21 protein-coding genes are annotated in these 24,358 nt (G+C 58.2%); 11 read left to right on the top strand and 10 right to left on the bottom strand.

Annotated elements, in window-relative coordinates:
* Together AACX78_RS12540 and rmf are read left to right on the top strand one after the other, a co-directional pair.
* Window positions 1-1,635 (top strand): DUF3466 family protein, encoded by a 1,635-nt coding sequence (locus AACX78_RS12540; RefSeq protein WP_159166394.1) that lies wholly within the window; start codon window positions 1-3, stop codon window positions 1,633-1,635.
* A 159-nt stretch (window positions 1,636-1,794) separates the two neighbouring features.
* Window positions 1,795-1,974 carry a ribosome modulation factor gene (rmf, locus tag AACX78_RS12535; protein WP_005315693.1) on the top strand — a complete coding sequence of 60 codons (180 nt, stop codon included), beginning with the start codon at window positions 1,795-1,797 and terminating at the stop codon, window positions 1,972-1,974.
* An 84-nt stretch (window positions 1,975-2,058) separates the two neighbouring features.
* Here rmf and fabA read toward each other — a convergent pair whose 3' ends face one another.
* The 4 genes from fabA to AACX78_RS12515 form a co-directional block, all read right to left on the bottom strand.
* Window positions 2,059-2,619, bottom strand: a complete 561-nt coding sequence (gene fabA / locus AACX78_RS12530; protein WP_005315696.1) for a 3-hydroxyacyl-[acyl-carrier-protein] dehydratase FabA — start codon at window positions 2,617-2,619, stop codon at window positions 2,059-2,061.
* Between the two features lie 80 nt (window positions 2,620-2,699).
* The gene (locus AACX78_RS12525; protein ID WP_159166393.1) at window positions 2,700-4,676 is read right to left on the bottom strand and encodes a Lon protease family protein; all 1,977 of its coding nucleotides are present in this window, start codon (window positions 4,674-4,676) and stop codon (window positions 2,700-2,702) included.
* Between the two features lie 262 nt (window positions 4,677-4,938).
* Entirely contained in the window at window positions 4,939-6,216 is a 1,278-nt protein-coding gene (locus AACX78_RS12520; RefSeq protein WP_159166392.1) for a tyrosine-type recombinase/integrase, read from the bottom strand.
* Between the two features lie 300 nt (window positions 6,217-6,516).
* Window positions 6,517-6,837: a YebG family protein gene (locus AACX78_RS12515; RefSeq protein ID WP_021138886.1), complete on the bottom strand. Its 321-nt coding sequence runs from the start codon at window positions 6,835-6,837 to the stop codon at window positions 6,517-6,519.
* Window positions 6,838-7,008: 171 nt separating this feature from the next.
* Here AACX78_RS12515 and AACX78_RS12510 point away from each other — a divergent pair, with 171 nt between their 5' ends.
* Window positions 7,009-7,905 carry an esterase/lipase family protein gene (locus AACX78_RS12510; RefSeq protein WP_159166391.1) on the top strand — a complete coding sequence of 299 codons (897 nt, stop codon included), beginning with the start codon at window positions 7,009-7,011 and terminating at the stop codon, window positions 7,903-7,905.
* A gap of 36 nt (window positions 7,906-7,941) precedes the next feature.
* Here the strand turns inward: AACX78_RS12510 and AACX78_RS12505 are convergent, their stop codons facing one another.
* Window positions 7,942-9,912, bottom strand: coding sequence for an SDR family oxidoreductase (locus AACX78_RS12505; protein WP_159166390.1), 1,971 nt, complete (start codon window positions 9,910-9,912; stop codon window positions 7,942-7,944).
* A gap of 245 nt (window positions 9,913-10,157) precedes the next feature.
* Between AACX78_RS12505 and AACX78_RS12500 the strand changes: the two genes are divergently transcribed.
* From AACX78_RS12500 to AACX78_RS12485, 4 genes are all read left to right on the top strand, one after another.
* On the top strand, window positions 10,158-10,736 hold the full coding sequence (locus AACX78_RS12500) for a phasin family protein (protein WP_159166389.1): 579 nt from the start codon (window positions 10,158-10,160) through the stop codon (window positions 10,734-10,736).
* Between the two features lie 93 nt (window positions 10,737-10,829).
* Entirely contained in the window at window positions 10,830-12,014 is a 1,185-nt protein-coding gene (locus AACX78_RS12495; RefSeq protein ID WP_021138890.1) for a patatin-like phospholipase family protein, read from the top strand.
* 1 nt (window position 12,015) lies between these two features.
* Complete coding sequence (locus tag AACX78_RS12490) at window positions 12,016-12,666, top strand: TetR/AcrR family transcriptional regulator (RefSeq protein WP_159166388.1); 651 nt, start codon at window positions 12,016-12,018, stop codon at window positions 12,664-12,666.
* A 42-nt stretch (window positions 12,667-12,708) separates the two neighbouring features.
* Window positions 12,709-13,509, top strand: a complete 801-nt coding sequence (locus AACX78_RS12485) for a hypothetical protein (protein ID WP_159166387.1) — start codon at window positions 12,709-12,711, stop codon at window positions 13,507-13,509.
* Window positions 13,510-13,589: 80 nt separating this feature from the next.
* Here the strand turns inward: AACX78_RS12485 and AACX78_RS12480 are convergent, their stop codons facing one another.
* Both AACX78_RS12480 and AACX78_RS12475 read right to left on the bottom strand, forming a co-directional pair.
* Window positions 13,590-15,020, bottom strand: coding sequence for a WS/DGAT/MGAT family O-acyltransferase (locus AACX78_RS12480; RefSeq protein ID WP_159166386.1), 1,431 nt, complete (start codon window positions 15,018-15,020; stop codon window positions 13,590-13,592).
* Between the two features lie 303 nt (window positions 15,021-15,323).
* On the bottom strand, window positions 15,324-15,701 hold the full coding sequence (locus AACX78_RS12475; protein WP_085941456.1) for a polyhydroxyalkanoic acid system family protein: 378 nt from the start codon (window positions 15,699-15,701) through the stop codon (window positions 15,324-15,326).
* A 230-nt stretch (window positions 15,702-15,931) separates the two neighbouring features.
* Between AACX78_RS12475 and AACX78_RS12470 the strand changes: the two genes are divergently transcribed.
* A complete protein-coding gene (locus AACX78_RS12470) occupies window positions 15,932-16,675 on the top strand; it encodes an FFLEELY motif protein (RefSeq protein ID WP_159166385.1) in 744 nt (247 codons plus the stop codon).
* 75 nt (window positions 16,676-16,750) lie between these two features.
* Here the strand turns inward: AACX78_RS12470 and AACX78_RS12465 are convergent, their stop codons facing one another.
* The 3 genes from AACX78_RS12465 to prpB are packed head-to-tail and all read right to left on the bottom strand — an operon-like array spanning window position 16,751 to window position 20,233.
* Entirely contained in the window at window positions 16,751-18,196 is a 1,446-nt protein-coding gene (locus tag AACX78_RS12465) for a bifunctional 2-methylcitrate dehydratase/aconitate hydratase (RefSeq protein ID WP_159166384.1), read from the bottom strand.
* A gap of 10 nt (window positions 18,197-18,206) precedes the next feature.
* Window positions 18,207-19,334, bottom strand: a complete 1,128-nt coding sequence (gene prpC / locus AACX78_RS12460; protein WP_125598537.1) for a bifunctional 2-methylcitrate synthase/citrate synthase — start codon at window positions 19,332-19,334, stop codon at window positions 18,207-18,209.
* Window positions 19,335-19,345: 11 nt separating this feature from the next.
* Window positions 19,346-20,233 carry a methylisocitrate lyase gene (prpB, locus tag AACX78_RS12455; protein ID WP_159166383.1) on the bottom strand — a complete coding sequence of 296 codons (888 nt, stop codon included), beginning with the start codon at window positions 20,231-20,233 and terminating at the stop codon, window positions 19,346-19,348.
* A gap of 147 nt (window positions 20,234-20,380) precedes the next feature.
* Between prpB and AACX78_RS12450 the strand changes: the two genes are divergently transcribed.
* From AACX78_RS12450 to AACX78_RS12440, 3 genes are all read left to right on the top strand, one after another.
* Entirely contained in the window at window positions 20,381-21,013 is a 633-nt protein-coding gene (locus AACX78_RS12450; RefSeq protein WP_159166382.1) for a paraquat-inducible protein A, read from the top strand.
* Window positions 20,991-21,599, top strand: coding sequence for a paraquat-inducible protein A (locus AACX78_RS12445; protein WP_005311518.1), 609 nt, complete (start codon window positions 20,991-20,993; stop codon window positions 21,597-21,599). The genes AACX78_RS12450 and AACX78_RS12445 overlap by 23 nt, the downstream gene beginning before the upstream one ends.
* A gap of 102 nt (window positions 21,600-21,701) precedes the next feature.
* The gene (locus tag AACX78_RS12440; protein ID WP_159166381.1) at window positions 21,702-24,254 is read left to right on the top strand and encodes an MlaD family protein; all 2,553 of its coding nucleotides are present in this window, start codon (window positions 21,702-21,704) and stop codon (window positions 24,252-24,254) included.
* Window positions 24,255-24,358: the final 104 nt, after the last annotated feature.

Genomic DNA, 24,358 nt, shown 5'->3' with positions numbered 1-24,358 from the left:
ATGAAAAAGCAATTATCCATGCTGGCCATTCTGGTCAGCACCAGCCTGCACGCCCAGGCGGCACAAAGCCCCTTTTTCACCATTGTCGACGGGTCTGACAAGGGATATGCCAGCGCGATCAGTGCCGATGGCAACGGGCTAGTCGGGATCAACACCAAAAACGACATGGCCGAGCACTTCTCGACTGTGCGGTTTGCTGACTTCCTGGTCGATCGTTTCCGTTTTGAGCAGGGCTGCATGCTCTCCAACTCGGTTTGCAACGCCTTCTGGAACGACAAGAGCAACTTTGCGTATCAGTGGCGTGTCGACTTTCTGGCCAAAACCGATCAGCGCAGCAACGTCGGTGACCAAGTCAGCAACGAAACTGATGGCTTGGTTACCGCTTTGGGTGACGTAGCGGGCACTCGCGTGGGCTACAAGATGGATGGCAAGCTGCGCACCGCATTTGCTATCGTCGAGGAAGGCAACGCCGTCAACCTCAAGGATGGCGCCAGCACCCACAGCCTGAGCGTGCCGACCAGCATCAAAAAGCTGGATAACGGCCAGTACCTGGTGACCGGCACCGCTGCCACCGGCAAGAACATCGCCGTCAATTCCGAGACCTACAACTGGTGCTTCTCCGGTAACGACGGCCAGTATGGCGACTACCGCTACTGCCCGGGCCTCAACACCCAGGCCAGCTTCTGGTTGCTCAACAGCACAGGCACCTTCAACAAGCTGATCCAGGCCAACGAGTATTCCCGTGGCCGTAACGAAGTGATCCAGACGGCGTCTGCCCTCGGGGTCGCTAACGTCAATGGCAGTTTGTTCGGTGTGGGTTACTCCTCCACCGGTGAAATTGGCAGCAACTACCTGGATGGCCGCAACCTGGCGGCATACTGGACGCTGGATCTGGCCGGTGGCAAGGTCGGTACCACCCAGACCATACCGCTGGCCGAAGGCGAGCCGGGCAAGGATGACGCCAAGCTGCAACACAGCTGGGCTGTGGGGGTCAATGACAACGGTTATGTGATTGGCAACCAGCGCTATCGCATCAACAAGGGTCAAAACCGCCCGGTCGAGATGTTTGTGTTCAACTTGAACACCAAACAGACGGCGAGTGTACCGTTGCAAGACAGCCCAATCAGCGGTGCAGGCTCGGAAGCTGCCGCCATCAACAACCACAACATGGTCGTGGGCTGGCGTGATTCTCGTCACCAGACCCAACCTGTGGTCAATGGCACCAACCGCATGCAGGAAGGTTTCCTGCTCAACGCCGCGACCGGTAAAAATTGGTATCTGAACGATCTGATTTGTGGTCTCGACGATGCTGGCGCCAAAAAATGCGCCCAGAACGGCTACTACTACCACATCGCGTATGCCAGCGGCATCAGCACGAATGGTACTGTCGCTGCGACGGCTTTCCGCTATAACAGCGAGAGCGATCTCAACAATCGTACCAATTCAACCATCGTCAGCGTGAAGCTGACGCCAGCCGTTGCCGATTACAAGAACGACGAGCCTGCAAGCTATGTGGTCGCCAATGCGCCGGTCAATAACCAGACCGGTCAGGATGGTGGCAGTGGTGGTGGCAGCCTGTTCTGGCTGACGCTGCTGGCCCTGCCGTTTACCTGGCTGCGCCGTTACCAACGATAAAATGGGATGTCACTAAAAATTAATGTGGTTCAGTGTCTTGTGTCACAATGACCGGATAGCATGACATTTTTTGTTTGACCCTGCCCACCTCGTGGGGTAAAGATGAAAGCGACCGATGAAAAATTGGTCGCTTTTTTTGTTCCACGAAGAGGGTCGTAGATGATGAAGAGACAAAAACGGGACCGTCTGGAAAGAGCTCGCGCTCGTGGTTATCAGGCTGGCGTGGTCGGCAAACAGAAAGAAGCGTGTCCGTACCAATGCCTGGATGCCCGAGGGCATTGGCTTGGTGGTTGGCGAGACGCCATGGAAGGGCGGGGTTCAGGCCTCTTCATGAAGTAATTGGTACTTCATCACTCATTACAAAAGGAAAGGGGCCATTGAGGCCCCTTTACGTTATCTCTGCGTTACCACTAAATCAGTCGATCAGAATGCAGTGGTATCTTTGAACAGGCCCACTTTCAGATCGCTGGCGCTATAGATAGGACGGCCATCGACTTCCACGACGCCATCGGCGATCCCCATGACCAGCTTGCGGTTGATGACGCGCTTGAACGTGATCTTGTAGGTCACTTTCTTGGCGGTCGGCAGGATCTGGCCAGTGAATTTCACTTCACCCACACCCAGTGCACGGCCTTTACCCGGACCGCCTTTCCAGCCGAGGAAGAAGCCGACCAGTTGCCACATTGCATCCAGACCCAGACAGCCTGGCATAACGGGGTCGCCCGGGAAATGGCAGTCAAAGAACCAGAGGTCCGGCGTAATGTCGAGCTCTGCCAGGATCTCGCCCTTGCCATGCTCACCACCGTTGTCGTTGATCTTGACGATGCGATCCATCATCAACATGTTGGGGGCGGGCAGCTGACTGTTACCCTCACCAAATAATTCGCCACGGCTGCAGGCGAGCAGCTCTTCACGGGTAAACGAGTCTTTGCCTTGTTCACACAGGGAAAGGCGGGGATCAATGGTGGTATTGTCTACGGTCACGCTGTTTATCCTTCATATGGGTCAAAGCCGGGCCAATTTAGCGTACACTTGTGCGCTAAACAACTCCGATCTCTTCTTTATTACAGGCTGAACAACCGGCCCAGCAGGCGGCGGATCAAGCCCCCCTTGAACGCGGTGCCATTCAGTTCGTCCAGTCGCTGCTGGATCCGGCCAAACAGGGTATCCGGCATGTCCGGCTCACCCGCTACACAGCCAGTCAGCAGCTCGATGGCCTCTTCCACATGGTCCACAGGATGAATGTGGAACTGACCTGCTTCGACGGCGGCAATCACCTCGTCTGAGAGGTTCAACTGCTGGATGTTGGTGCCCGGCAGAATGATGCCTTGCTTACCTGTGATGCCATGGATCTTGCACACCCGGAAGAAGCCTTCAATCTTCTCGTTCACACCACCTACCGCCTGCACATTGCCGAACTGATCGACCGCGCCGGTGACGGCAAAGTGTTGATAGATGGGCTGGCGGGCGAGGGCAGAGAGGAGGGCGCACAGGCCAGTCAGAGAGGCGCTGTCACCATCGATCTCATGATAGGACTGCTCGAACACCAGATTGGCAGAGAGCGGCGAGGGGGTCTCTGCACCAAATTTGTTGGAGAGATAACCATGAATGATCATCATCGCCTTGGCGTGGATATGGCCAGCCAGCTCAGCTTTTCGTTCGACATCCGCAATGTCGCCATCGCCCAGATGCACGGTCGCGGTGAGACGCACAGGTTCGCCAAAATCATAGGGATGACCCGAGACCTGAATGACGGACAGGCCATTGATCTGGCCGATCTCCTCACCATCGGTTTGCAACAGGATCTGGCCGTCAATGACGCCCTGATCAGACTGTTCAACCAGATAATTTAGTCGGTAGTCCTGCTCTTCAAGGGCCAACCGGATATGCTCATCAGTCACGGTTTCGGCTTCCATTTCGCGGGCCAGGCTGTCCGCCATGCGCATGATGGCACCGAGCTGTATCTCGGACAGAGAGAGCCACTCCTGATGGTCACACAGGCGACTGGCATGGCGACAGAGGGCGGCGAGGGCGGCCGGGGTGAAGTCCAGCAGTGTCCAACGCTCACGTAACCATGCCAGATACTGCAGAAATTCGGACAGGTCTTCATCAATGTTGACCTCTGATACCAGATCCGCACGAAGGAAGATGCGTTCGGACATGTCCCTGTCCAGCATCTGGAACTCGGATACCTCGAGGCGGTCACCGACCAGGATCAGCTTAAGCTTGATGGGAGTCGCTTCCGGGGTAAAGAAGGGGGTCAGTGTCTTGCCTTCCTGATAGGCGTTCCAGTCCAGCTCACTTTTCTGAATGGCATTCTTGAGCTTAAACCAGAGGTGTGGCTGATCCAGCAGCTCGTCGAGTTGCAATATCAGATAGCCGCCGTTGGCCTGACGCAACAGACCAGGCTCCAACAGATGCTGGTTGGCATAAACAGAGCCTTGTTCAGTTTGATAGTTGATGGATCCGAACAGGGTATCCCAGTTCAAATCCCGGCCATAAACCACCGGAGCTTCCTGGTCTTCATGGTGGATCAGCAGGTTGATGAGCACGGGGTGCTGGAATTCGAGTCCTTGGGCCACATGGGCCGCCAGATCGGAAAGAAAGTCATCGATCTTGGGATCGTTGTTCTGCTTGCGCATGATGCGAGTGACCAGACGCTCGGCATCCAGATGGTGGCTCATCAGTTTGAGCAGTTCACCCACCATTTCGCAAAACTCGATACCGGTACCAGGTTGCAGACGCAACCAGATCGGTTTGAACGGGTTGTTCAGGTTTTCCGTATAGCAGAGATCAAACAGGTCACCATCCTTGCCATTGGAGGCGGCGATCAATGTCTGGCACACACCTTCATAGTCAGCGCCGGGGAAACCATTGAGCAGCATGACCGGGCAATCACCATCAAAACTGGCGAGGCGCTTGATGCCGGAAATCACTCTGGGTTGCAAGGCGGCGAAGGGAATGGGTTCTAGCTCACTAAGTGTAGGGAACTGTTCAATCGCGAAAGCGGGTTTTAGTTGTTCTGATGTTAATTCAGCCACTTAAGATATCCGGTCGGAGATAGGATCATTTGTTTCCATTATACACAGTTCAATTTATGGGAACAGGAAACAAGATATTCAATTTAACATAATATACATTATGCGCGGTTTTGTTTAAAAGATGAAACACGCTACCGAGTTGGTGCTCATCATGGTTCATGACGTCAGCTCTTGTTCCTATCTGCGCGCGTGTTCGGTTGGCCACTGTATCACTCACATTGATTTGTTATCTCTCACTCTTCATCGACATACCAACACACGTTCATTCATGCAACCTATCAAGCGGTTTATGGTTGGCGCTTTCGTGTCGTTCACTGTTGCCGGTGTGCAGATATTTGGAGGTGGTGTCGATGCTGTCATGACCCGCGTCAGCTTGAACATGGGATAAGGGTCGACCATTGAGATTGATGTCATGGGTAATGCCGGTGTGGCGAATGGAGTGCGGCGTCAGATTGCACATCTCGGCGGCGTCCTGGGTAAAACCATCCTGTTCGGCCAGATTGGCGGCAGTCTGGATCACCGTCATCACCAGTTCACGTAGTTGACGGATACCGAGATTGGCATTGAGCTCTCCCTGTTCACGGCCATGCGCGGCTGCTTTATGGCGTACAAAGAGTGGTGTTTGTTCATTGGGGGCTGGCAATGGCGCTAGCCCCAAAAAAGTGCGATAGCGCTTGAGCGCTTCCAGCAAGGCCTGAGACACCGCCACAGTACGCCGTTTGCCGCCCTTGCTGCGTGGAATGTAATAGCCCCAGACGCCGGTTTTACCGTCACGGCGAAACTGGCCCATGACGGGCGTAAAACCCGGCCTGGCCGCCACCTCCGAGATGCGCAGATAACAGGCGTACATCAGGCTTATCAGGAAGCGGCTGCGCTCGTGATGATCCGGTGATTCGGTTGCCAGTCGCTCGGCCGCTTGCATGACATAGGACCACTGCAGCTCGGTGAAGGCCTGGCCCTGATCATCTGGTTCCTGCTGGACCGGTCGCTTGACTCGTTGCAACAGCAACGCCGGATTCCTGTCCATGTACTCTTCCTGGATAAGAAACTGGAAGAAGGCCGACAAAATGGCGAGTTTGGTCTTCATTGCCTGCTCACTCAGGCGATACGGCAGTTCACGTCCCAGCTCCCGTTTGCCGAGGAACGGCCGCCACAGCGGATTGGGCAGCCGTTCTCCCCACTCCTTGTCGAGGATGAACTGCGCCACATTGCGGTAGGCAATCAGCTGGTCTGGTGGCGCCTGGCAATAGTCGAGATAGCGCATCATGATGCGCCGGGTCAGGTCTTTCGGGCTGATGACCAGCTCGCTGAAACACCAGTGCAGAAATGTCGTCAGCTCGCTACGGTACGTTTTGTAGTTGTTCTCGTTATGGCGTTGCTCCAGCAGCCAGTCGACCGCCAGTTCGTAGACGAGGCCTGCATCGGGCATGTCGTTCAGGCTGAGGTTGGCCAGATACTGATTGACCTGGGGATTGCCCGCCTCCAGGTGAGCCAGGCCGTCAAACAGCGGCATGGCGGGTGGAAGTAACATTGAGGTCATGGTGGCACTTGCTTGGTCTATAGGATGGGAGCCGTGTGCTCTGTTCAAAAGCTGATGCCGATAAATGGGGTTATCGGCATCATGATGTGACAAAAAATCCAGCTGTGTGCGATGCCGCATCGGCTGTTGTAACCCGTTTGGGCGACTTTTTATGTTTATTCAATGGATATGCACCCTTGTTCGAAATTTCTCGGGGTAAATATCCGTAAAATTGACTGTAAATTCTTAAATTGTGAATATCTTGGGGTGTCTGAGCTTGCTGTTTCACTGTTTCAACCTGGCGCCCTACTCCCCTTGCCTTCACGCCACGCTCTTGAGGGATTTTCCCTTGGGTTTGTCAGCGTCAGCCTTCTCTTCCATTGGTTGGGGATCCTCTTTGGTACTCCCCTGCGCCTTGCCACCGCGCAGTACGTTTTGCAGTACGTCACGCTGTTCGGCCAGGTAGAAGGCCAGGGTCTCTTGCTGTTCGGGTTCCAGATTGACAGGTGCCCCCGCCAGCAAGGTCATCAACTCGTCGGCGGTATCCAGCAGCTTGTCATAGGCATCCGCCTCTTTCTTGCTGGCAAAGGTCATCTTTTCCACTCCCCCACGCACGACAACATATTTGATTTCAACAGCCATAATGGCGTCCTCCTCATGATAGTGAACACAAGTATATGTACGGATATACAGTATTGCAAATATCCAGATAAAGCGGGTGATGATGAGAGGCTGTGGCCGATTACGCGGCCATTATCACATTGATGAAAGGGTCATTTGACATCCGCTTTAAGCAAGCTGGATGATGGGCTCATGACGATCACAAGACAACTGCTCATACTGCTGCTGGTTGAGGTGATGCTCCTTGGGGGCATCGCGCATCTGGTCATTGGCCTCTCCCCCCTGCTCTCCCTGCTGTTTGTGGTGTTGACGCTATTGGGGCTGCGCTGCCTGGTGGTATTGCTGACCTGGGGGTTCTCCCGCTTCTATCCGGCACCGGCCATCGGCCTGCGAGCCTGGTTACGCATGGTGGTTTGGGAGATGCTCGCCTATCTGTTTACCTTCACCTGGCTGCTGCCATTTGAGCGGCTGCTGATGGCGCCGGACAGGCTTCCCCCCTCCCCCCTGCCCTTGCTGCTGGTTCACGGTTACGGTTGCAGTCGCGGGATCTGGCGGGTACAAAGAGCCCGTCTGGAAGCGGCCGGTCACGTGGTCGCCACCGTTACCCTGACTCCTCCTTTCGGTCATCTCGATGACATGGTACCCCTGCTGGCCAAGCGTATCGATGAAGTGCTGGCTTCCACGGGGGCGGCTCAGCTGGTGTTGATTGGCCATAGCATGGGGGGGCTGGTGTGCCGTGACTATCTTGCCCTGGCAGGCGGCGGCAAGGTGGCGCAGCTTATTACCCTGGCGACGCCCCATCAGGGCAGCCAGCTGGCGACCATTGCACTGGGTGACAACGCGCGGGAGATGGAGCCAGGCTCCGGTTGGCTGCAACGCTTCGCCGCTGTGCCGCTGTGTGTGTCCGGGATTTCGGTGCGCACCAGTCATGACAACTTTGTGTTGCCCCAGTCCCGTCAGCGGATGGAGGGCATGGAAGATATTGAGCTCGCCGCCCTTGGCCACCTCTCCCTCATCTACTCGCGCCGTACCACGGCCCTGCTGCTGACCCTGCTTGCCCGCTCCCAGCCACAAACGAAAAGGGCCTGATTGCTCAGGCCCCGCTTTATCGAATGCTTCCTCAAATCAGAAGTGAATGCCCTTGATCAGGGTAGATACCGCCATCTGATCCGCAGAGGCCTTGGACTCGCCGCCCTCTTTGGGATCCGAGAAGGTGCGGAAGCTGGTGTTCATGATCACCTGGGCCACCCGTGGTGCCAGGGCATGGATCACCTGACCGAACACCCCGAGACGGGTGGCCAGTCGCACATGCTTGTTGATGATGGTGTCGCACACCAGATCGGCAGCCTCTTCCGGCGTCATCATGGGCACCTGTTCATACACCTTGGTCGGCGCCACCATGGGGGTTTTCACCAGCGGCATGTTGATGATGGAGAAGTTGACTCCCTTGTCGGCAAACTCGGACGCCGCGGTACGCACCCAGGCGTCGAGCGCCGACTTGGAGGCGACGTAGGCGGAGAAGCGCGGCGCATTGGTCAACACCCCGATGGAGGAGATATTGATGATGTGACCCTTCTTCTTCTCGATCATGGTGGGCAGCACCCCCATGATTACCTTGAGGGTGCCGAAGTAGTTGAGTTGCATGGTGCGCTCCAGATCGTGGAAACGATCGAAGGAGTCCTCGATGGCGCGACGGATGGAGCGGCCGGCATTGTTGATGAGGATATCCACCCCGCCGTGTTCGGCCACTATCTGTTTGGTAATAGCCTCCCCTTGGGCGAGGTCCGCCATGTCCCCCTGATAGACCTGCAGGGTCAAGCCTTGCTCGGCAAACTCGGCCTGGGTCTGTGCAATCTTGTGCTCGTCCCGGGCAATGGTCAGCACTGTTGCGCCCGCCTCGGCCAACTTTCTTGCGGTGGCCTTGCCGATGCCGGAGGTGGCGCCAGTGATCAGCACCACCTTGCCCTCGACGCGGCCGCGCAGAGTGCGGTCGATGAACAGCTCGGGGTCGAGGTGACGCTCCCAGTAGTCCCACAACCGCCAGGCGTAGCTGTGCAGCGGCGGCACTTCAATGCCGGTTCCTTTCAGTACTCGCTGGGCTTCGCGGTTGTCAAAGCGGGTGGGATAGTTGATGAGCCGGAAAATATCCTTGGGCAGACCGAGATCGGCGATGGCTGCATCGCGAATGCGGCGCACCGGAGTCAGTGCCATCAGCATGGCCATCAGGTGGCGGGGAATAAAGCTGAACAGGGCCGCATTGATGCGAATGGCGGGCTCGGGCGCGTGGGCAGCGCGGGAGAAGGTGCTCAGCATGTCGCCAACCCGCATCGGATGGGAGTCGGTCAGGTGAAATGCCTTGTTGTCCTCTCCGTCCAGATGGGCGATGTGATCGATGGCATCCACCACGAAGTTGACCGGCACCAGGTTGATGCGACCCCCTTCGACGCCGATGGCGGGCATCCAGGGCGGCAGCAGGCGCCGCAGCTTCTGGATGGTCTTGAAGAAGTAATAGGGGCCATCCACCTTGTCCATCTCGCCTGTGTTGGCATCCCCCACCACTATACCGGGTCGGTAGATGCGCCAGGGGATGGTGCTCTCCTTGCGCACTATGCCCTCGGCCTCGTGCTTGGTCTGGAAATAGGGCATGTCGAGGTGTTCTGCCTCATCGAACATGTCTTCACGAAACAGGCCGTCGAACAGACCGGCCACTGCGATGGAGCTGCAATGATGGAAGCAGCGAGCACCGAGTCGTTCAGCCAGTTGCAGTGCCTGACGGGTGCCCTCAGTGTTGACCTGCTGCTGAATGCCCGCCTTGGCGTTGAGGTCATAGATGGCAGCGAGATGGAGGAAGTGATCGATATTGCCGACGAGAGGTTCCTGCTCGGTGGCGCTCACTCCGAGTTGGGGATGGGTCATGTCTCCGACGATCGGGATGGCCCTTTGCTCGTCGACTCCCCAGTAAGCCAGCAATTCGGGTACCCGCTCAAGATGGGCTGCGCGCATCAAGAAATGCACCCGGCTATTCGGGCGCTGCAGCAGTTTTTTTATCAGTCGGCGGCCGATAAAACCGCTGCCCCCCGTGATGAAATAGTCCATGATATTTATTCCCTTACTGATTGGGCTGTTAGTTGTCGTTAGATATATCACGCTTCAATTGGAAATATGCATTCGAACATCATCTTCGTGACCGAGACCAAAATTACCACGACTGCCTGTTCCGTTATTAGGTAGAACCCTCTATTTTTTCCCCATAGACTGAGAATGAAAGCTCAGTAATGCCACAACGAATGTTCCAAGGTTGTTGTCATTACCTCATCCCACTCTCCAGTAAGGAAACAATCATGGCCAAGAAATTGAAATCGCTGGCAAGCTCGGTGACCGACAACCAGCTCACCTCGACTATCAAAGAATCCACCCAGCAGATCTGGCTGGCGGGCTTGGGTGCCTATGCCAAGGCACAAGAGGAAGGGGGCAAGATCTTCGAAGCCCTGGTGCAGGAAGGCGAAGCATTGCAGACCCGCACCCGTCAGAGTGCCGACGAAAAGATCGCGGCCATCACTGACAAGACCACAGGTACCTGGGGCCGTCTGGAACAAGTGTTCGAGGATCGCGTGGCCCGCGCCGTTGCCAGCCTCGGTATCCCGACCCGCAAGGATATCGACAAGCTCTCCAAGCGCATGGCCGAGCTGACCGAAGTAGTACAGCAACTGGTCGATGCACAGGATGACACGGTTGCACCGGCTGCCGAAGCCAAACCTGCCGCCGCCACTGTCGCCAAGAAACCGGCGGCCAGGAAGCCACCGGTGAAAAAGGCTGCAGCCCCCATCGCCAAGGTGAAAGAAGAGGTCAAGGCGTTGGCGTCCGAGGTAGAGAAAGTCGCCAAGGATATCAAGGAGAAGGGCGAGACCACCCTCTCCTGATCTGACCGGCCAGACCTGCTTGGCCTGGCATAGTGATTGACCGGCCCATGCCCTCTTGCTGGGCCGGTTTTGCTTGAGAAGGGAGGCTGTGTCATGAGCACGATTGCGATTGCCCTCGCCGGAGGGGGTCCTCTGGGGGGGATTTACGAGATCGGAGCCTGCGCCGCCCTGGCTGACAGTATCAAGGGGCTGCGTTTCGAACAGGCTGATATTTATGTGGGGGTCAGTTCAGGAGCCGTCGTTGCCTCGGCGCTGGCCAATGGAATTTCCCCCGACAAGCTGGTGCGGATCCTGCTCAGCGATGACAGCAGCGAGTTTTTCGACCCCTCTACCCTGCTGCGCCCCGCTTTCGGTGAATACCTTGACCGACTGACCTCACTGCCGCCATTGGCGTGGGAGTGTCTGGCCGATTACCTCTCCGCCCCCTGGAACAAAAGCTTGCTCGGCTCCTTGCAAGGCATGTCCAAAGCGATTCCGACCGGTTTGTTTGACAGCCGCGGGGTGGATCGCTTCTTGACCCAATTTTTCTCTCGCCGTGGCCGCAGCAATGACTTTCGCAAACTCAAGAGCCGCCTGTTCGTCATCGCCACCGAGCTCGACACAGGCCGCGCCGTGGCATTTGGCAGCCCGGGGCTTGATGACGTGCCCATTTCGGCGGCGGTACAAGCTTCTGCTGCCCTGCCCGGCCTGTTTCCACCGTCATTGATCAATGGCCGTCACTATGTGGACGGTGCGCTGATCAAGACGCTGCATGCCTCTGTGGCGCTGCAGGAGGGAGCCGATCTGGTGTTTTGCATCAATCCGCTGGTGCCGTTCGATGCGGGGATCGCCAGCGAGCGCCCTGCCAATCTGGTGGACAGTGGTTTGCCTGTGGTACTGGCCCAGACCTTTCGCGCCATCATACATTCGCGCATGCACGTGGGAATGGATCGCTACAAGCATCAGTACCCGGATGCCGACGCCTTGCTGTTCGAGCCCTCCCAGGCTGATGGCGAAATGTTTTTTGCCAATGTGTTCAGCTATCGGGACCGCCGCCACCTGTGCGAGCACGCCTTCCAGCATACCCGTCGTGATCTGTGGCAGCGCCGGGCCGAACTTGGCCCCATCCTCGCCAAACATGGGCTTGAGCTCAATCTGGGGGCGCTGGCCGATCAGCAGCGCTCCCTGCTCACTCCGGGAACTGGCTCGGTAGCGGCACTGGATGCCTCCCTGACCCAATTGCAACATTGGTTGACCCACCGTTATGGCGGCAAGGGCCGCCGGCAACCGAAGGAGTAGCATGGACAGCAAACCAAAGCGGCGAACGCGGGAGCGGATCCTGGCCACCGCCCTCACCCAGTTCAACCTGCTGGGTGAGCCGACCGTCACCACCTCCGCCATCGCGGCCGAGCTGGAGATGAGTCCGGGCAATCTCTATTACCACTTTCACAACAAGGAAGAGATAGTCAACGCCCTGTTCGGCGAATTCGAACAGGAGATGGCTCATCTGCTCGACACCGTCACCCCTCCGCTGGATGAAACAGAAGATATCTGGTTCTTCTTGCACCTGATGTTCGAACTCATCTGGAAATATCGCTTCTTCTACTATGACATCAGCACCCTGATGAGCGGCAATCACAAGGTGGAGCTGCGCTTCTCTGCTCTGCTTCGGCGCAAGGAACAGACCGCTGCTGCCATTTGTCACAGCCTGTCCGGCAGTGGCTTGCTGCAGGGCAGCGATGCCCAGATCGCTGCCCTGGCGGCCAATATCGCGCTGGTGGGCACCTTCTGGATCTCATATCAGCGCGCACTGCACCCGCGGGCCGATGCCGACATCGCCCTCGGGGTGTTTCAGGTAATGCAGCTGGTGGCCCCCCGTCTTCGGCCCAATGCCCGTGCCCATCTGGATGCCATCGCCACCCATTACCAGCCCGCCACGACGGCGGGTTAACAGAACTGTGTTTTTGATTGTGTTTTTAACAGGGAGAATCATATGACCACTTCACAACCCAACTTGTCCGACTTCACCCCCTTCCCCTGGCCGGAGGCGGCCTATGACTATGCCGGGGAGCGCCTTGAGCAGAACTGGGCTCGCCTGCATCAGGGGGATGCCGAACCCTGGCCTCAAGACGCTCAGGTGCAGGCGGCCTGGCGTGCCTACCATGCCGGCGACTTCGGTCAGGCGGTGGCATTGGGGAATGCGGCGGGGGACGCTGGCCTCAACGTGGTGAACAAGGCGCTGGTGATCCACGCCAGCTACCTGCTGGATGACAAGTATGCCAAGCGGGCGGCATTCGAGCTGGCCGCCAGCAACGCCGAACAGTTGCAAAAGCGTCAGCCCGACAACGTCAACGCCTGGTATTTTCACGCCCTGGCGCTGGGTCGCTATAGCCAGGTGATCTCGGTCTCCAAGGCCCTGTCACAAGGGATAGGTGACAAGATAAAAACCAGTCTGGAAAAAGCACTGACACTGGCCCCCGAGCATGCCGAGGCCCACATCGCCTTCGGTGCCTGGCATGCGGAGATCATCGACAAGCTGGGCGCCATGATCGGCGGGATCACCTATGGTGCCAAAAAAGACGAAGCTGAGCGTCACTTCAAGGCTGCGTTGGCCATACTGCCCCACTCCGCCATCGCCCGCATGGAGTACGCCAATGCCATGGTGATGATGCATGGCAAGAGCAAGATGGCGGCGGCCGAAGCGCTCTATGCCGAGGCTGCCGAGTGTGAGCCCATGGATGCCATGGAGCGGCTCGATGTGGAAGCAGCCCGTGAGGAGCTGGAGGACGAATAACGCCGCCTTGTGGCCATGAAAGAGGCCAACCCAAGGGTTGGCCTCTTTGTTTTCCGGTAAGACAGCTTGCTCGGTACGCCTTAGCCTCCTTGCAGCAGTTGCTCGAGTACCTCAGGGTCATAGATCAGATCCGGTTCCATCAGCACCAGCAACAGCAGTTGTTCAAACTCCAGGGCAAAGCGGTCGACGATAAGATCGGGATCCGGCACCCGCTTCTTGTCGGTGATGAGGCCAAGTTGCACCTTGTTGTCATAGGAGAGGATGGAGACACCGACACCTATGTCACCCGCCTGGGGCACCCAGAACAGGGGCTGGCGCAGACGGGCACCGGCCAGATAAAGGGTTTGCTGGGGACCGGGCACATTGGTGATGACGGCGCTGGCCTTGGCCGAGAGAATATCGATGGTCTGCTGTTGCAAGGCCTTGGGGGCCATACCCATTACCTCCAGCAGGTTCAGCACCACGGCTGGTTGCAGGGAGGACTTGAGCGCCTGCATCCGCTCTCGCACCGCATGCAGCCGTTGCAGCGGGTGTTCGATATCCAGAGGCAAGTCCAGGGCCACCAGCCCGAACCGGTTGCCAAGAGCACCGTTGTCGTCGGGGGCGCGCATGTTGACCGGCACCAGTGCCCGTATTGCGACGCCATCGGCGTCATCCCCTTTCTCAATCAGATAGTGGCGAAGCGCTCCTGCTGTGGCGGCAATCAGCAGATCGTTGACCGAACAGCCGAGCACCCGTCCTACCGCCTTCACATCCGGTAGCGGTATCTGTTCAGACCAGGCCACCCGCTTGGTGCAGCCTGTCTCCCCTTTCAGCCGGGTCTTTGCATCGTCGGAGAGGGTGGCGATGGTGTAGAGCTCGGCGGTCACATCCCGACTTATCTTGAGGTAGTCCATCGCCTTGGTGGGATGGGTCAGTACTTCGACATACTTGGACCAGAGGGTGCCGGTCAGCTTGAGACCGGCTCGCAGCAGGCGACTGCCCTGATGAGCGTCGTGGTCGTCATCATGGTCGCTGGCCAGGGGCTCGGGCTGTGGGCGCGGCGCGGACACAGGGCTCTCATCCATCATGGTGAGCAGAGCGCGCACCAGGGAGAATCCATCTCCCATGGCATGATGAAAGCGAACCACCAGCGCCTGACCACCGAGGGAGGTATCCACAAGGTGCATCTCCCACAGGGGGCGCTGATGGTTGAGCGGGGTGGAGGCAAAGTCGGCCACCAGCCGCTCCAGCTCGGCCTTGCCAGCCTTGCCCGGCAGGATCACCCGCTTGAGGTGCAAATCGAGATCGAAATCGGGATCGTCACGCCAGTAGTACTCACCCCCCTCCAGGCTGGCCTTTTGGTGAAATCTGGGCTGTACCCGTATGGTGTACTCGAGACTGGTACGCAGCTGGGCCTCGTCGAGCTGACCGTCAAACATCAGCACACCGACGATTTGCATCAAATTGTTGGGTCTGTCCATCCGCAGCCAGGCGGTATCGACACAGGAGATAAGTTCACACGGTGACATGGTTTTTTCCTACCGTTTCGCTTATTTGTCCGCCATCTTCCCATGAAGACTGCAATATCGATGGCGAACAAACAGGAGTCGTATATGTTGGTGCCAATACGCTTCGATTAATTATTTCTGCCTGGGCAGAATGAAACGTGGCGACGTGAACATGGCATCGTAAAAAAATAATTGTTCCGCTCGTCTTGCCTCCGGTTTATTTGTTATTCGGAGGTCTTCGCATCGTTCATTTAATATACAGATGTGCTGTCTGGCATCTATTTTCGGCGACAGACAGAGCGAGTGTTGATGTTCCTGTGCGGCTTATCCCTGACTGGGACAAGGCAGGCGGTTATCGACATATTCGAGGATCTCCTGCTCCAGCACGCTGCGTACCGGCAGCAGCATCAGGCCGAGACGCACCTCCAGTTGCAGGTTTGTGTCGGTCAGGCAGAGAAAGCCATTGACCCCGGCACCGCGAAACAGCAACCGGGTCTCTTCCTCATCTTCCCATTCACAGTCGAGTTGGTACTCCTCGCTCATGTCTTGTGCAATGGCTTCGGCGGCGAGCCGCACACCGGCCAGCCCCAGGGGGTGCTGGCGATTGACCTGGATGGTCGACAGGCTGCTGCCGACAAGGGGATCGTATAGGAACATGCTAACTCTCTGAGCGATGACAACATTTATTGATATTAAACACATGAATCAAACAAGTGAAAGCCATTTGCAACATAATTGGGACTCACTTAACAAAGCCGCTTGAGCAAGGGCTCCACGCATTTATCCCCTGCCCGCCCGCGAGTTACACTCAAGGAGGAAGGATGTATCGGCGCGGTAGTGCACGCTACTATCCGTCTCACTATCCACTTATCATGTTCCCTGTTTTTATCCGTCCACCAGGCCATTCGTTGCAGGTCACCAGAGAGCTGAATATGACCCAAGAGACACGCCTATCCGATGATCCGCAGTCCGAAGACGAGAGCACACTGGGGCGGCTCTATCGTCAGCTCAATCGGGTCGCCTCCCTGCGCGAGCAGATGCGTAACCATCCGGAAGATCAGCAAGACAGAGACAGATTGCGTCAATGGCAGGCAGATCGCTTGGGGCGTACCCACAGGGATCTGCTGGAGAGCGAACGCTATGGCCCGGCCGCCGAATTTTTCCTGACTGATCTCTATGGCCCCGTGGATTGTGCCCGGCGCGATGCGGACGTGATGCGCGTCATGCCGACCGCCGAGCGATTGTTGCCGGAATCGGGCCTCAAGGTGCTGGCCCAGGCGATTGAGCTTGACGCCCTCTCCGAGGAGCTCGACTACCTGATGGTGGTGGCGCTGCGTCGCAGTGGTGCCATAGGCCGGTTGACGGCAGCGGCGTATGCCCTCGCCTATCGGGAGGTGGGCGAACCCGAGCGGCGCGCCCATCAGATAACCCTGGTCACAGAGCTGGGAATGACGCTTGACAGGTTGGCCCGCAAGCCTTTCCTTGGCACCACCCTCAAACTTGTCTCTGGGCCGGCTCATCTGGCGGGGCTCGGCGAGCTTTTCTCTTTTGTCGAGCGCGGCTACCGGGTCTGCCATCAGATGGGGCGGGCCAACGAGTTTCTGGAAACCATCGCCAGCCGGGAAACAGCCATCATGACGGCGCTGTTTGACGGGGATGCCAGCGTGCTGGCCTGACTGGCGGCGCATGACGCTCCAATAAGAAGCGGGCCCCTGCGGCCCGCGTCTATTTCTGGTGGGGAAACCTGCGGATCAGATCACCAGCAGATCCATAAAGGCGTGGACCGGTGTAGCGGCCAGTTGCTGGCCATCCTGGCAGAGGGCGAGAATATCGTGCACCCGTTTGGCCGGGAAGCGTGTCGCCAGATTGTGCTGGAATTTTTCCACCAGCAGGGGTATCCCCTCCTCCCGACGACGACGATGGCCAACCGGATATTCCACCTCGACCTTGGCGCTGTGGCTGCCATCCTTGAAGAATACCTGGATGGCATTGGCGATAGAGCGCTTGTCTGCCTCCAGGTATTCGCGGCTGTAGCGCTTGTCTTCCTGTACCACCATCTTGGCGCGCAGGGCATCGATACGGGGATTGGCGGCCACGTTATCTTCATAGTCCTCGGCTATCAGGCGCCCGAAAATGAGCGGCACGGCTACCATGTATTGCAGGCAGTGATCCCGGTCCGCCGGGTTGTTGAGTGCCCCCACCTTGCTGATGATGCGAATGGCCGACTCATGGGTGGTGAGCTCGATGCGGTCGATCTCATCCAGTCGTGCCTTCACCTCCTCATGCAACTTCATGGCGCACTCGACGGCTGTCTGGGCATGGAACTCGGCCGGATAGGCGATCTTGAACAACACGTTCTCCATCACATAGCTGCCATAGCCCTGATGCAGGGCGAACTGGTTGCCCTTGAACAGCACATCGTAGAAGCCCCACTTGGGTGCGCTCAGTACGCCGGGATAGCCCATCTCGCCGCTCATGGTGATGAGCGCCAGACGCACGGCGCGCGATGTCGCATCCCCGGCCGCCCAGCTCTTGCGTGACCCCGCGTTAGGGGCGTGGCGATAGGTGCGCAGGCTCTGGCCATCGACCCAGGCCTGGGAGATGGCATCGATCACCTGATCGCGATTGCCCCCCAGCATATGGGTCACCACGGCGCTACTGGCGACCTTCACCAGCACAACGTGATCCAGGCCAACCCGGTTGAAGGAGTTCTCCAGCGCCAGCACGCCCTGGATCTCGTGAGCCTTGACCATGGCGGTCAGCACATCGGCCATGGTGAGCGGCGCTTTGCCCTCGGCGACGCGAGTGCGCGACAGCCAGTCAGCGGTAGCCAGAATACCCCCCAGGTTGTCGGAAGGATGGCCCCACTCGGCGGCCAGCCAGGTGTCGTTGTAGTCGAGCCAGCGAATGATGGCGCCTATGTCCCAGGCCGCCTTGACCGGATCGAGACAGAGCTGGGTGCCGGGCACCCGGGCACCAAAGGGCACGACCGTGCCCGGCACGATGGGCCCCAGATGCTTGGTGCACTCGGGAAAACGCAGCGCCAGCAGGCCGCAGCCCAGGGTATCCATCAGGCAGTAGCGGGCTGTATCGAGCGCCGCCTGGCTGGTAATGGGGTGGTTGCAGACATAATCGGCAATATCGACCAGCACCTGATCGGGAGAAGGTCTGTGGTTGACGTCGACGTTGGCGGACATCGTGATTTCCTTATCGTTGTTGCAAAGAGACGAAATGACGGGGGGCCGGGCCGACGTAATCGGCGCTCGGGCGAATGATCCTGTTGTGTTCCCGCTGCTCCATCACGTGGGCACACCAGCCGGTGACCCGTGAGCAGACGAAGATAGGCGTGAACAGCTTGGTCGGGATCCCCATGTAGTGGTAAGCGCTGGCGTGGAAGAAATCGGCATTGGGGAACAAGGCTTTCTCCTCCCACATCACCTTCTCCGCCTCGCAGGAAACGCGATAAAGACGTGAGTCTCCCACCGCCTCGGCAAGTTTTTCCGACCACTCCTTGATGATGACGTTGCGGGGATCCGAGGTGCGATAGACGGCGTGGCCAAAGCCCATGATCTTCTCCTTGGCGATGAGTTTCGCCTGCAGCTCGCGCCGGGCCTGGGCTTCATCCTGCCATGGCTCGATCATCGCCATGGCGGCCTCGTTGGCACCACCGTGCAGCGGCCCGCGCAGGGTACCGATGGCGGCGGTAATACAGGAGAACATATCGGAAAGCGTGGAGGCACAGACCCGGGCTGCGAAGGTAGAGGCGTTGAACTCATGCTCGGCATAGAGAATGAGGGAGACATGCATGACGCGGCGCGCCAGCTCGCTCGGGGCTTTCTGGTGCAGCAGGGCCAGGAAGTGGCCACCGATGCACTCCTCATCGGTATCGAGCGCAATGCGCAGCCCTTCGTGGCTGAACTTGTACCAGTAGAGCAGTATGCCAGGGAAGGCCGCCAGCAGCCGATCAGCCACTTCATGCTCGTGCTCGAAGCCATCTTCCGGCTCCAGATCGCCGAGCATGGAACAACCGGTACGCAACACATCCATGGGATGGGCAGTGGCAGGGATGCGCTCAAGCACCTCCAGCAGGGCGGTGGGCAAGGTGCGCAGGCGACGCAGCTCGCGCTTGTAGTCCACCAGCTGTTGTTCACTGGGCAAGGCTCCCTTGAGCAGCAGATAGGCAACCTCTTCAAACTGGGCGCCCTCTGCCAGCTCCTTGATGTCATAGCCGCGATAGGTGAGCCCGGTACCGCTCTTGCCCACGGTGCAAATGCTGGTTTCCCCCGCGCTCTGACCCCGCAGGCCGGCGCCGCCCAATGGCTTCTGTTGTCCCATAACCTTGCCTCCTAATCCCTGGATGTGAACAGACGATCCAGTGTCTGCTCGTAATGGTGATAGCCGAGGAAGTCATACAGGGCTTCCCGGGTCTGCATTGTGTCCACGACGGCTCTTTGGTGGCCATCCTGGCGAATGTGCTGATAGACGTTGAGCGCGGCCTGATTGGCCGCACGGTTGGCACTCAGGGGATAGAGCACCATGTCGACCCCATGCTTGGCGAGCGCCTCTTTATCAAACAACTCGGTCTGGCCGAACTCTGTCATGTTGGCGAGGATGGGCACCCCAGCCGCCTGCTTGAAGCGATCATATTGACCGAGCTCGGTCACCGCCTCGGCGAAGATCATGTCGGCCCCGGCGGCCACATAAGCGGCGGCGCGCTCCAGCGCAGAACCAATCCCCTCCACTGCCAGTGCATCGGTACGCGCCATGATGACGAAGTCATGATCCTCACGGGCATCTACCGCCGCCTTGATGCGATCGCACATCTCATTGAGGGATACAACCGCCTTGTTGGGTCTGTGGCCGCAGCGTTTCTGGGCGACCTGATCTTCCATGTGTACAGCCCCCACCCCTGCCCGCTCGAAAGCGCGAATGGTGCGGGCGATATTGAAGGCGCCGCCCCAGCCGGTGTCGATGTCGACCAGCAGTGGCACCTTGGTGGCTGCGGTGATCCTTTCTGCGTCGATCAGTACGTCATTGAGGGAGGTCATGCCGAGATCCGGCAGGCCATGGGAGGCATTGGCCACACCGGCACCGGAGAGATAGATAGCCGCAAAGCCGCTACGTTCGGCCATCAGGGCCATGTAGGCATTGATGGTGCCGACGATCTGCAGTGGCCGTTCGTTGGCAAGGGCGGTGCGAAAACGCAGGCCTGCCGAAGGGGTAAGGCTGGACATCATGACTCCTTTCATTTGTCTGGTCTGACTATCTAATATCACGTTTACGTTAACGTCAATCATACTTTCGTGGCAGAACGGTGCCAGGCAAGACAGGGCGCGGGTTTTAGGGTAAATTTCACCAATTCCTTCAACAGGTTGAATCGTATGTCGGATCCCAATCCCGTGATCGTCTGCCCGGCTTGCGACTTGCTGATCGAACGCAAGTTATTGCCAATGCGACGCCACGCTCACTGTCCTCGTTGCCATCAGCATCTGTATGGACGATACGCCTTTCGCCCCTCCCAGTTGATGGCCCTGACCATCACAGGTTTTCTGCTGCTGCCCTCCGCCTTCTTCGAACCGCTTATCTACCTGCGTCTGGCCGGGGTGAACTCGGATGCCAACTTGCTCAAGGGCATCCTGGTGCTGATGGTCGAACACGAATTCTGGGTGGCGGGACTGGTGCTCTGGTGCGCCGTGCTGGCACCGGTGGGCCTGCTGCTCGGTATCTTTTTGCTGTCCTGTGGTCTGGCCAAGCGTTGGTACATACTGGCCCCGACCCTGAAAGCGGTGGAGGTGTTTCGTCACTGGGCCATGCTGGAGGTCTACATCGTCAGCCTGCTGGTCGCGCTGTTCAAACTGATCGATATCGCCGATGTGCGCCTGGGGGGCGGCTTGTTGAGTCTGGGTATTCTGATGCTGCTCAACATGACACTGCTGACCCTGTTTGATCCCGCACCTTACTGGGAGCGGGTGCCACTGGAGGAGCCGGAACATGACCCAGACCAGCGCACGTGAGCTGGGGCTCTGCCGCTGTCACAGCTGCGGTTTGCTGGTTCGCCATCAGGCCGGCGCAGTCTGCCCCCGCTGCCACAGCAAGTTGCAGTTGCGCATCCCCCATTCGCTGGCCTGGTCATGGGGCTTGCTGGCACTGGCCACCTTCATGTTGCTGCCCGCCAATCTGCTGCCCATCACCCACTTCTATAACAAGGGATTATTGCAGTCCGATACCATCTTCAGCGGTATCATGATGCTCTATCGCAGCAAGATGTCGGGGATCGCCACCATAGTGCTGACTGCCAGCATCATAGTGCCGGTGGGCAAAATTTTGGGGCTGGGCTGGATCTGCTGGCAGTTGCAGCGCACCAAGCCGGTGCGGCGCAAGCGTCAGCTCATCATGTATCGCATCATTGATTTTATCGGCCGCTGGTCCATGTTGGATTTGTTTGTCATCTCGCTGATGGTGGCGTTGGTTGATCGCGGCGTGCTGCTCAATGTGCGGGCGGGCCCCGGCGCCACGGCGTTTGCCTGCGTAGTGGTGCTGACCATGATGTCGGCCAGGATGCTGGATACCCGGCTGCTGTGGGACAAAGCGGCCCGCTGATACCCCTTGGATAATCTCCCTTTCTGTTTTTGGACAAGGTGACTTGTTGATGATTTGTTTGTATCTGAAGTGCTGTTCACATCAGCCAATTAAGGAGTCGGTATGATCGGGGCTGAACCCGTCATTGAGAAGCGTCGCTGGTTATCGCCAGTCTGGTTGTTGCCCTTCATTGCCCTCTTGCTGGCGGTCGGGTTCATCTATCAGCAGTTTGCGAGCAGTGGACAACTTATTCGCATCAATTTTGCCCAGGGCAACGGCATTCTGCCGGGCAAGACCCAGCTGCGCTATCAGGGGGTGGCCATAGGGGTGGTGCAGGATCTGGAGCTGGCTGAAGATGGCCACAAGATAACGGTACTGGCCAAGATAGACAGCCGAGCCCGTTCGCTGATCCGCAAAGGATCCGACTTCTGGCTGGTGAGCCCCAAGGCATCGCTGACCGAAATTTCCGGCCTCGATACCCTGGTCTCCGGCAACTACATCAACCTGCAGCCCGGCCGGGACAACAATCCGCTGGAAGAGGAGTTTGATGCACTGGATGGCCCTCCCCCGGGTTATCAGGCTCAAGGGCGCATGTTGCACCTGACTGCTGACTCGCTGGGGTCGGTCGGGATTGGCGCCAGGCTTTATTTCCGTGGTATCGAGGTGGGCAGCGTCATCAATACCCGCTTGGGCCAGGACAACCAGAACGTGATCCTGGATCTGGTGATTGAGCCGCGCTTCGAGCACCTCGTCAAGGCTGATACCCGTTTCTGGAACATCAGCGGCATCAAGGGGTCCTTCAGTCTGGCCGGCGTCAGTGTGGAGGCGGGCAGCCTCACCTCCATCCTCAGCGGCGGCATAGCATTTGACTCTCCCAAAGCATCGCCAGAGCCACAAAAGGGTCAGACCTTCACCCTCTACAAGGGACTGGCCGAGGCCGCTCGTGGTGAGCGTATCGACATAGCCGCGGGGGATCTTCCCATCAAGGAGGGAATGCCCATCCTCTATGAGGGGATCGAGATTGGCCGTATTGACCCCATTCGCCTGACTAACAAGGGCCGGATCGTGACGGCTTTGATCAACCCGGAACAAGCATTTCGGATCACCGGCGAAAGCCGACTGGTCTGGGAGACGGTTTCCCTCGGCGCCAGTGGTCTCAAGCACGCTGATCGCCTGCTGGCAGGGCCTGCCATTCGCCTCGACTATGTGGCGGGGGAAAGGGTCAAAGCCATCACCTTGAGCGGCCAGGATCAGGTCAGCGGCACCCGACTCACACTGTTGGCCGATGATCTGGCGGGCCTCAATGAAGGGGCTCCGCTCTGGTACAAGGGGTTGCAGATTGGTCAGATAAACCAGCTGAGCCTGGATGCAAACGGCAATGCCAGCGTCGCTCTGGTGGTCAATACGCAATATCAGCACTTGCTGAAACGGGCCCGCTTCTATCGTGCCTCGCCGCTGCAGATCGATGCCGATCTCAGCGGTATCAAGGTGGAAACCAGCCCGGCCAGCGTCTGGATTGGCGGCGGTATCAAGCTGGTGCAGGCCGTCACCGGTGAGCGCATCAACCGCCTCTACCCGAGCCAGGAGCTGGCATTGCTCGGTACCCGGGACGCCAAGCCTCAGCGCTGGTTGCTCAAGGCAGAACAGGCAGATGGTATCGGCATCGGCTCACCCGTGCTCTATCTGGGGCTTGAGGCGGGCAAGGTTAAGCAACTGCGCGCGGCCAAAGAAGGGGTGGAGATCGAGCTGGAGATTGACGGCGTTTATGCCCCCCTGCTCTCCCGGCAGCCGCAGTTCTGGAAAAAACCGGCCCTGGATACCCGGGTGCGCGTCGATGGCGTACACGTCAAGGTGGGCAATCTTGCTACCCTGCTGCGCGGTGCCATCGAGTTTGACCGGCTGGGAACCGGCCGCAGCAGCCATCAACTGTTTGATAGCAAAGAGCAGGCGCGGGCGAAAGTGCGCGCCCTCTCCCTGGTGGCCGACAACAATCCGGGTCTGGGGGTCGGCAGCCCGATCCGCTATCGCGGTGTCGACATCGGCAAGATTGAGCAAATCGAGCTGGAGCCATCGCTGGGTCAGGTGATCTTCAAGGCCGAGCTGGATGGTCAGTATGCGGAGCGCTTTATGCAATCCGGTGCCCGCTTTACCCTGGTACAAGCCAAGCTGGGATTGGGCGGCATAGCTCACCTCGATACCCTGATCAAGGGAGCCTTCGTGGAGGCTCAGCCAGGTCAGGGGGCGGGCAAGGACCGTTTTCCCTTGAGTCAGACGGGCCCGGTTGGGCTGGCCTTGACCCTCAAGAGCCCGTCAGTCAGCGGCTTGAGTGTTGGCAGCCCCTTGCTGTTTCGCAAACTGGTTGTTGGTAGCGTCACAGGCGTGGCGTTGGCGCGTGATGGCAGCGAAGTGTTGATCGATGTGAGCGTTGATCAGGAGTATGCCCACCTGGTTCGGGCTAATTCGCGCTTCTGGAACGTCTCCGGCGTCAAGGCCGACATAGGTTTGACCGGGGGCACCATCGAAGTGGAAACCGTGCAGAGCCTGCTGGCGGGCGGCATTGCCTTCAATACCCCAGAGCGGGAGATGGGGCCGACCGTCAAGGCGGGCCATCGTTACCCCTTGCATGGCAAGGCAGAGAAAGAGTGGCTGGAGTGGAGCCCTCGCATTCTGCCCTGATCGTCTCTTTCCTATTACACTAGCCCGGCCATGACGCCGGGCTTTTTTATGTTGCCGGTCGGCACTGTTAAGAAAATTCCTAGCCTTGTGATAGGATATCGCCC

This window comes from Aeromonas sp. 9A (assembly GCF_963900955.1).
Taxonomy (GTDB): domain Bacteria; phylum Pseudomonadota; class Gammaproteobacteria; order Enterobacterales; family Aeromonadaceae; genus Aeromonas; species Aeromonas salmonicida.
Note: the sequence above shows the minus strand (reverse complement) of the source record. Positions and strands in the feature narration are given on the sequence as shown.

Coding starts and splice junctions, on each gene's coding strand:
- AACX78_RS12515 (WP_021138886.1), bottom strand. CDS start 6,837: ATGGCTGTTGAAATCAAATATGTTGTCGTGCGTGGGGGAGTGGAAAAG.
- AACX78_RS12470 (WP_159166385.1), top strand. CDS start 15,932: ATGACCCAAGAGACACGCCTATCCGATGATCCGCAGTCCGAAGACGAG.
- AACX78_RS12485 (WP_159166387.1), top strand. CDS start 12,709: ATGACCACTTCACAACCCAACTTGTCCGACTTCACCCCCTTCCCCTGG.
- AACX78_RS12510 (WP_159166391.1), top strand. CDS start 7,009: ATGACGATCACAAGACAACTGCTCATACTGCTGCTGGTTGAGGTGATG.
- AACX78_RS12465 (WP_159166384.1), bottom strand. CDS start 18,196: ATGTCCGCCAACGTCGACGTCAACCACAGACCTTCTCCCGATCAGGTG.
- AACX78_RS12475 (WP_085941456.1), bottom strand. CDS start 15,701: ATGTGTTTAATATCAATAAATGTTGTCATCGCTCAGAGAGTTAGCATG.
- prpC (WP_125598537.1), bottom strand. CDS start 19,334: ATGGGACAACAGAAGCCATTGGGCGGCGCCGGCCTGCGGGGTCAGAGC.
- prpB (WP_159166383.1), bottom strand. CDS start 20,233: ATGTCCAGCCTTACCCCTTCGGCAGGCCTGCGTTTTCGCACCGCCCTT.
- AACX78_RS12520 (WP_159166392.1), bottom strand. CDS start 6,216: ATGACCTCAATGTTACTTCCACCCGCCATGCCGCTGTTTGACGGCCTG.
- AACX78_RS12445 (WP_005311518.1), top strand. CDS start 20,991: ATGACCCAGACCAGCGCACGTGAGCTGGGGCTCTGCCGCTGTCACAGC.
- rmf (WP_005315693.1), top strand. CDS start 1,795: ATGATGAAGAGACAAAAACGGGACCGTCTGGAAAGAGCTCGCGCTCGT.
- AACX78_RS12500 (WP_159166389.1), top strand. CDS start 10,158: ATGGCCAAGAAATTGAAATCGCTGGCAAGCTCGGTGACCGACAACCAG.
- AACX78_RS12505 (WP_159166390.1), bottom strand. CDS start 9,912: ATGGACTATTTCATCACGGGGGGCAGCGGTTTTATCGGCCGCCGACTG.
- AACX78_RS12495 (WP_021138890.1), top strand. CDS start 10,830: ATGAGCACGATTGCGATTGCCCTCGCCGGAGGGGGTCCTCTGGGGGGG.
- AACX78_RS12440 (WP_159166381.1), top strand. CDS start 21,702: ATGATCGGGGCTGAACCCGTCATTGAGAAGCGTCGCTGGTTATCGCCA.
- AACX78_RS12490 (WP_159166388.1), top strand. CDS start 12,016: ATGGACAGCAAACCAAAGCGGCGAACGCGGGAGCGGATCCTGGCCACC.
- AACX78_RS12450 (WP_159166382.1), top strand. CDS start 20,381: ATGTCGGATCCCAATCCCGTGATCGTCTGCCCGGCTTGCGACTTGCTG.
- AACX78_RS12480 (WP_159166386.1), bottom strand. CDS start 15,020: ATGTCACCGTGTGAACTTATCTCCTGTGTCGATACCGCCTGGCTGCGG.
- AACX78_RS12540 (WP_159166394.1), top strand. CDS start 1: ATGAAAAAGCAATTATCCATGCTGGCCATTCTGGTCAGCACCAGCCTG.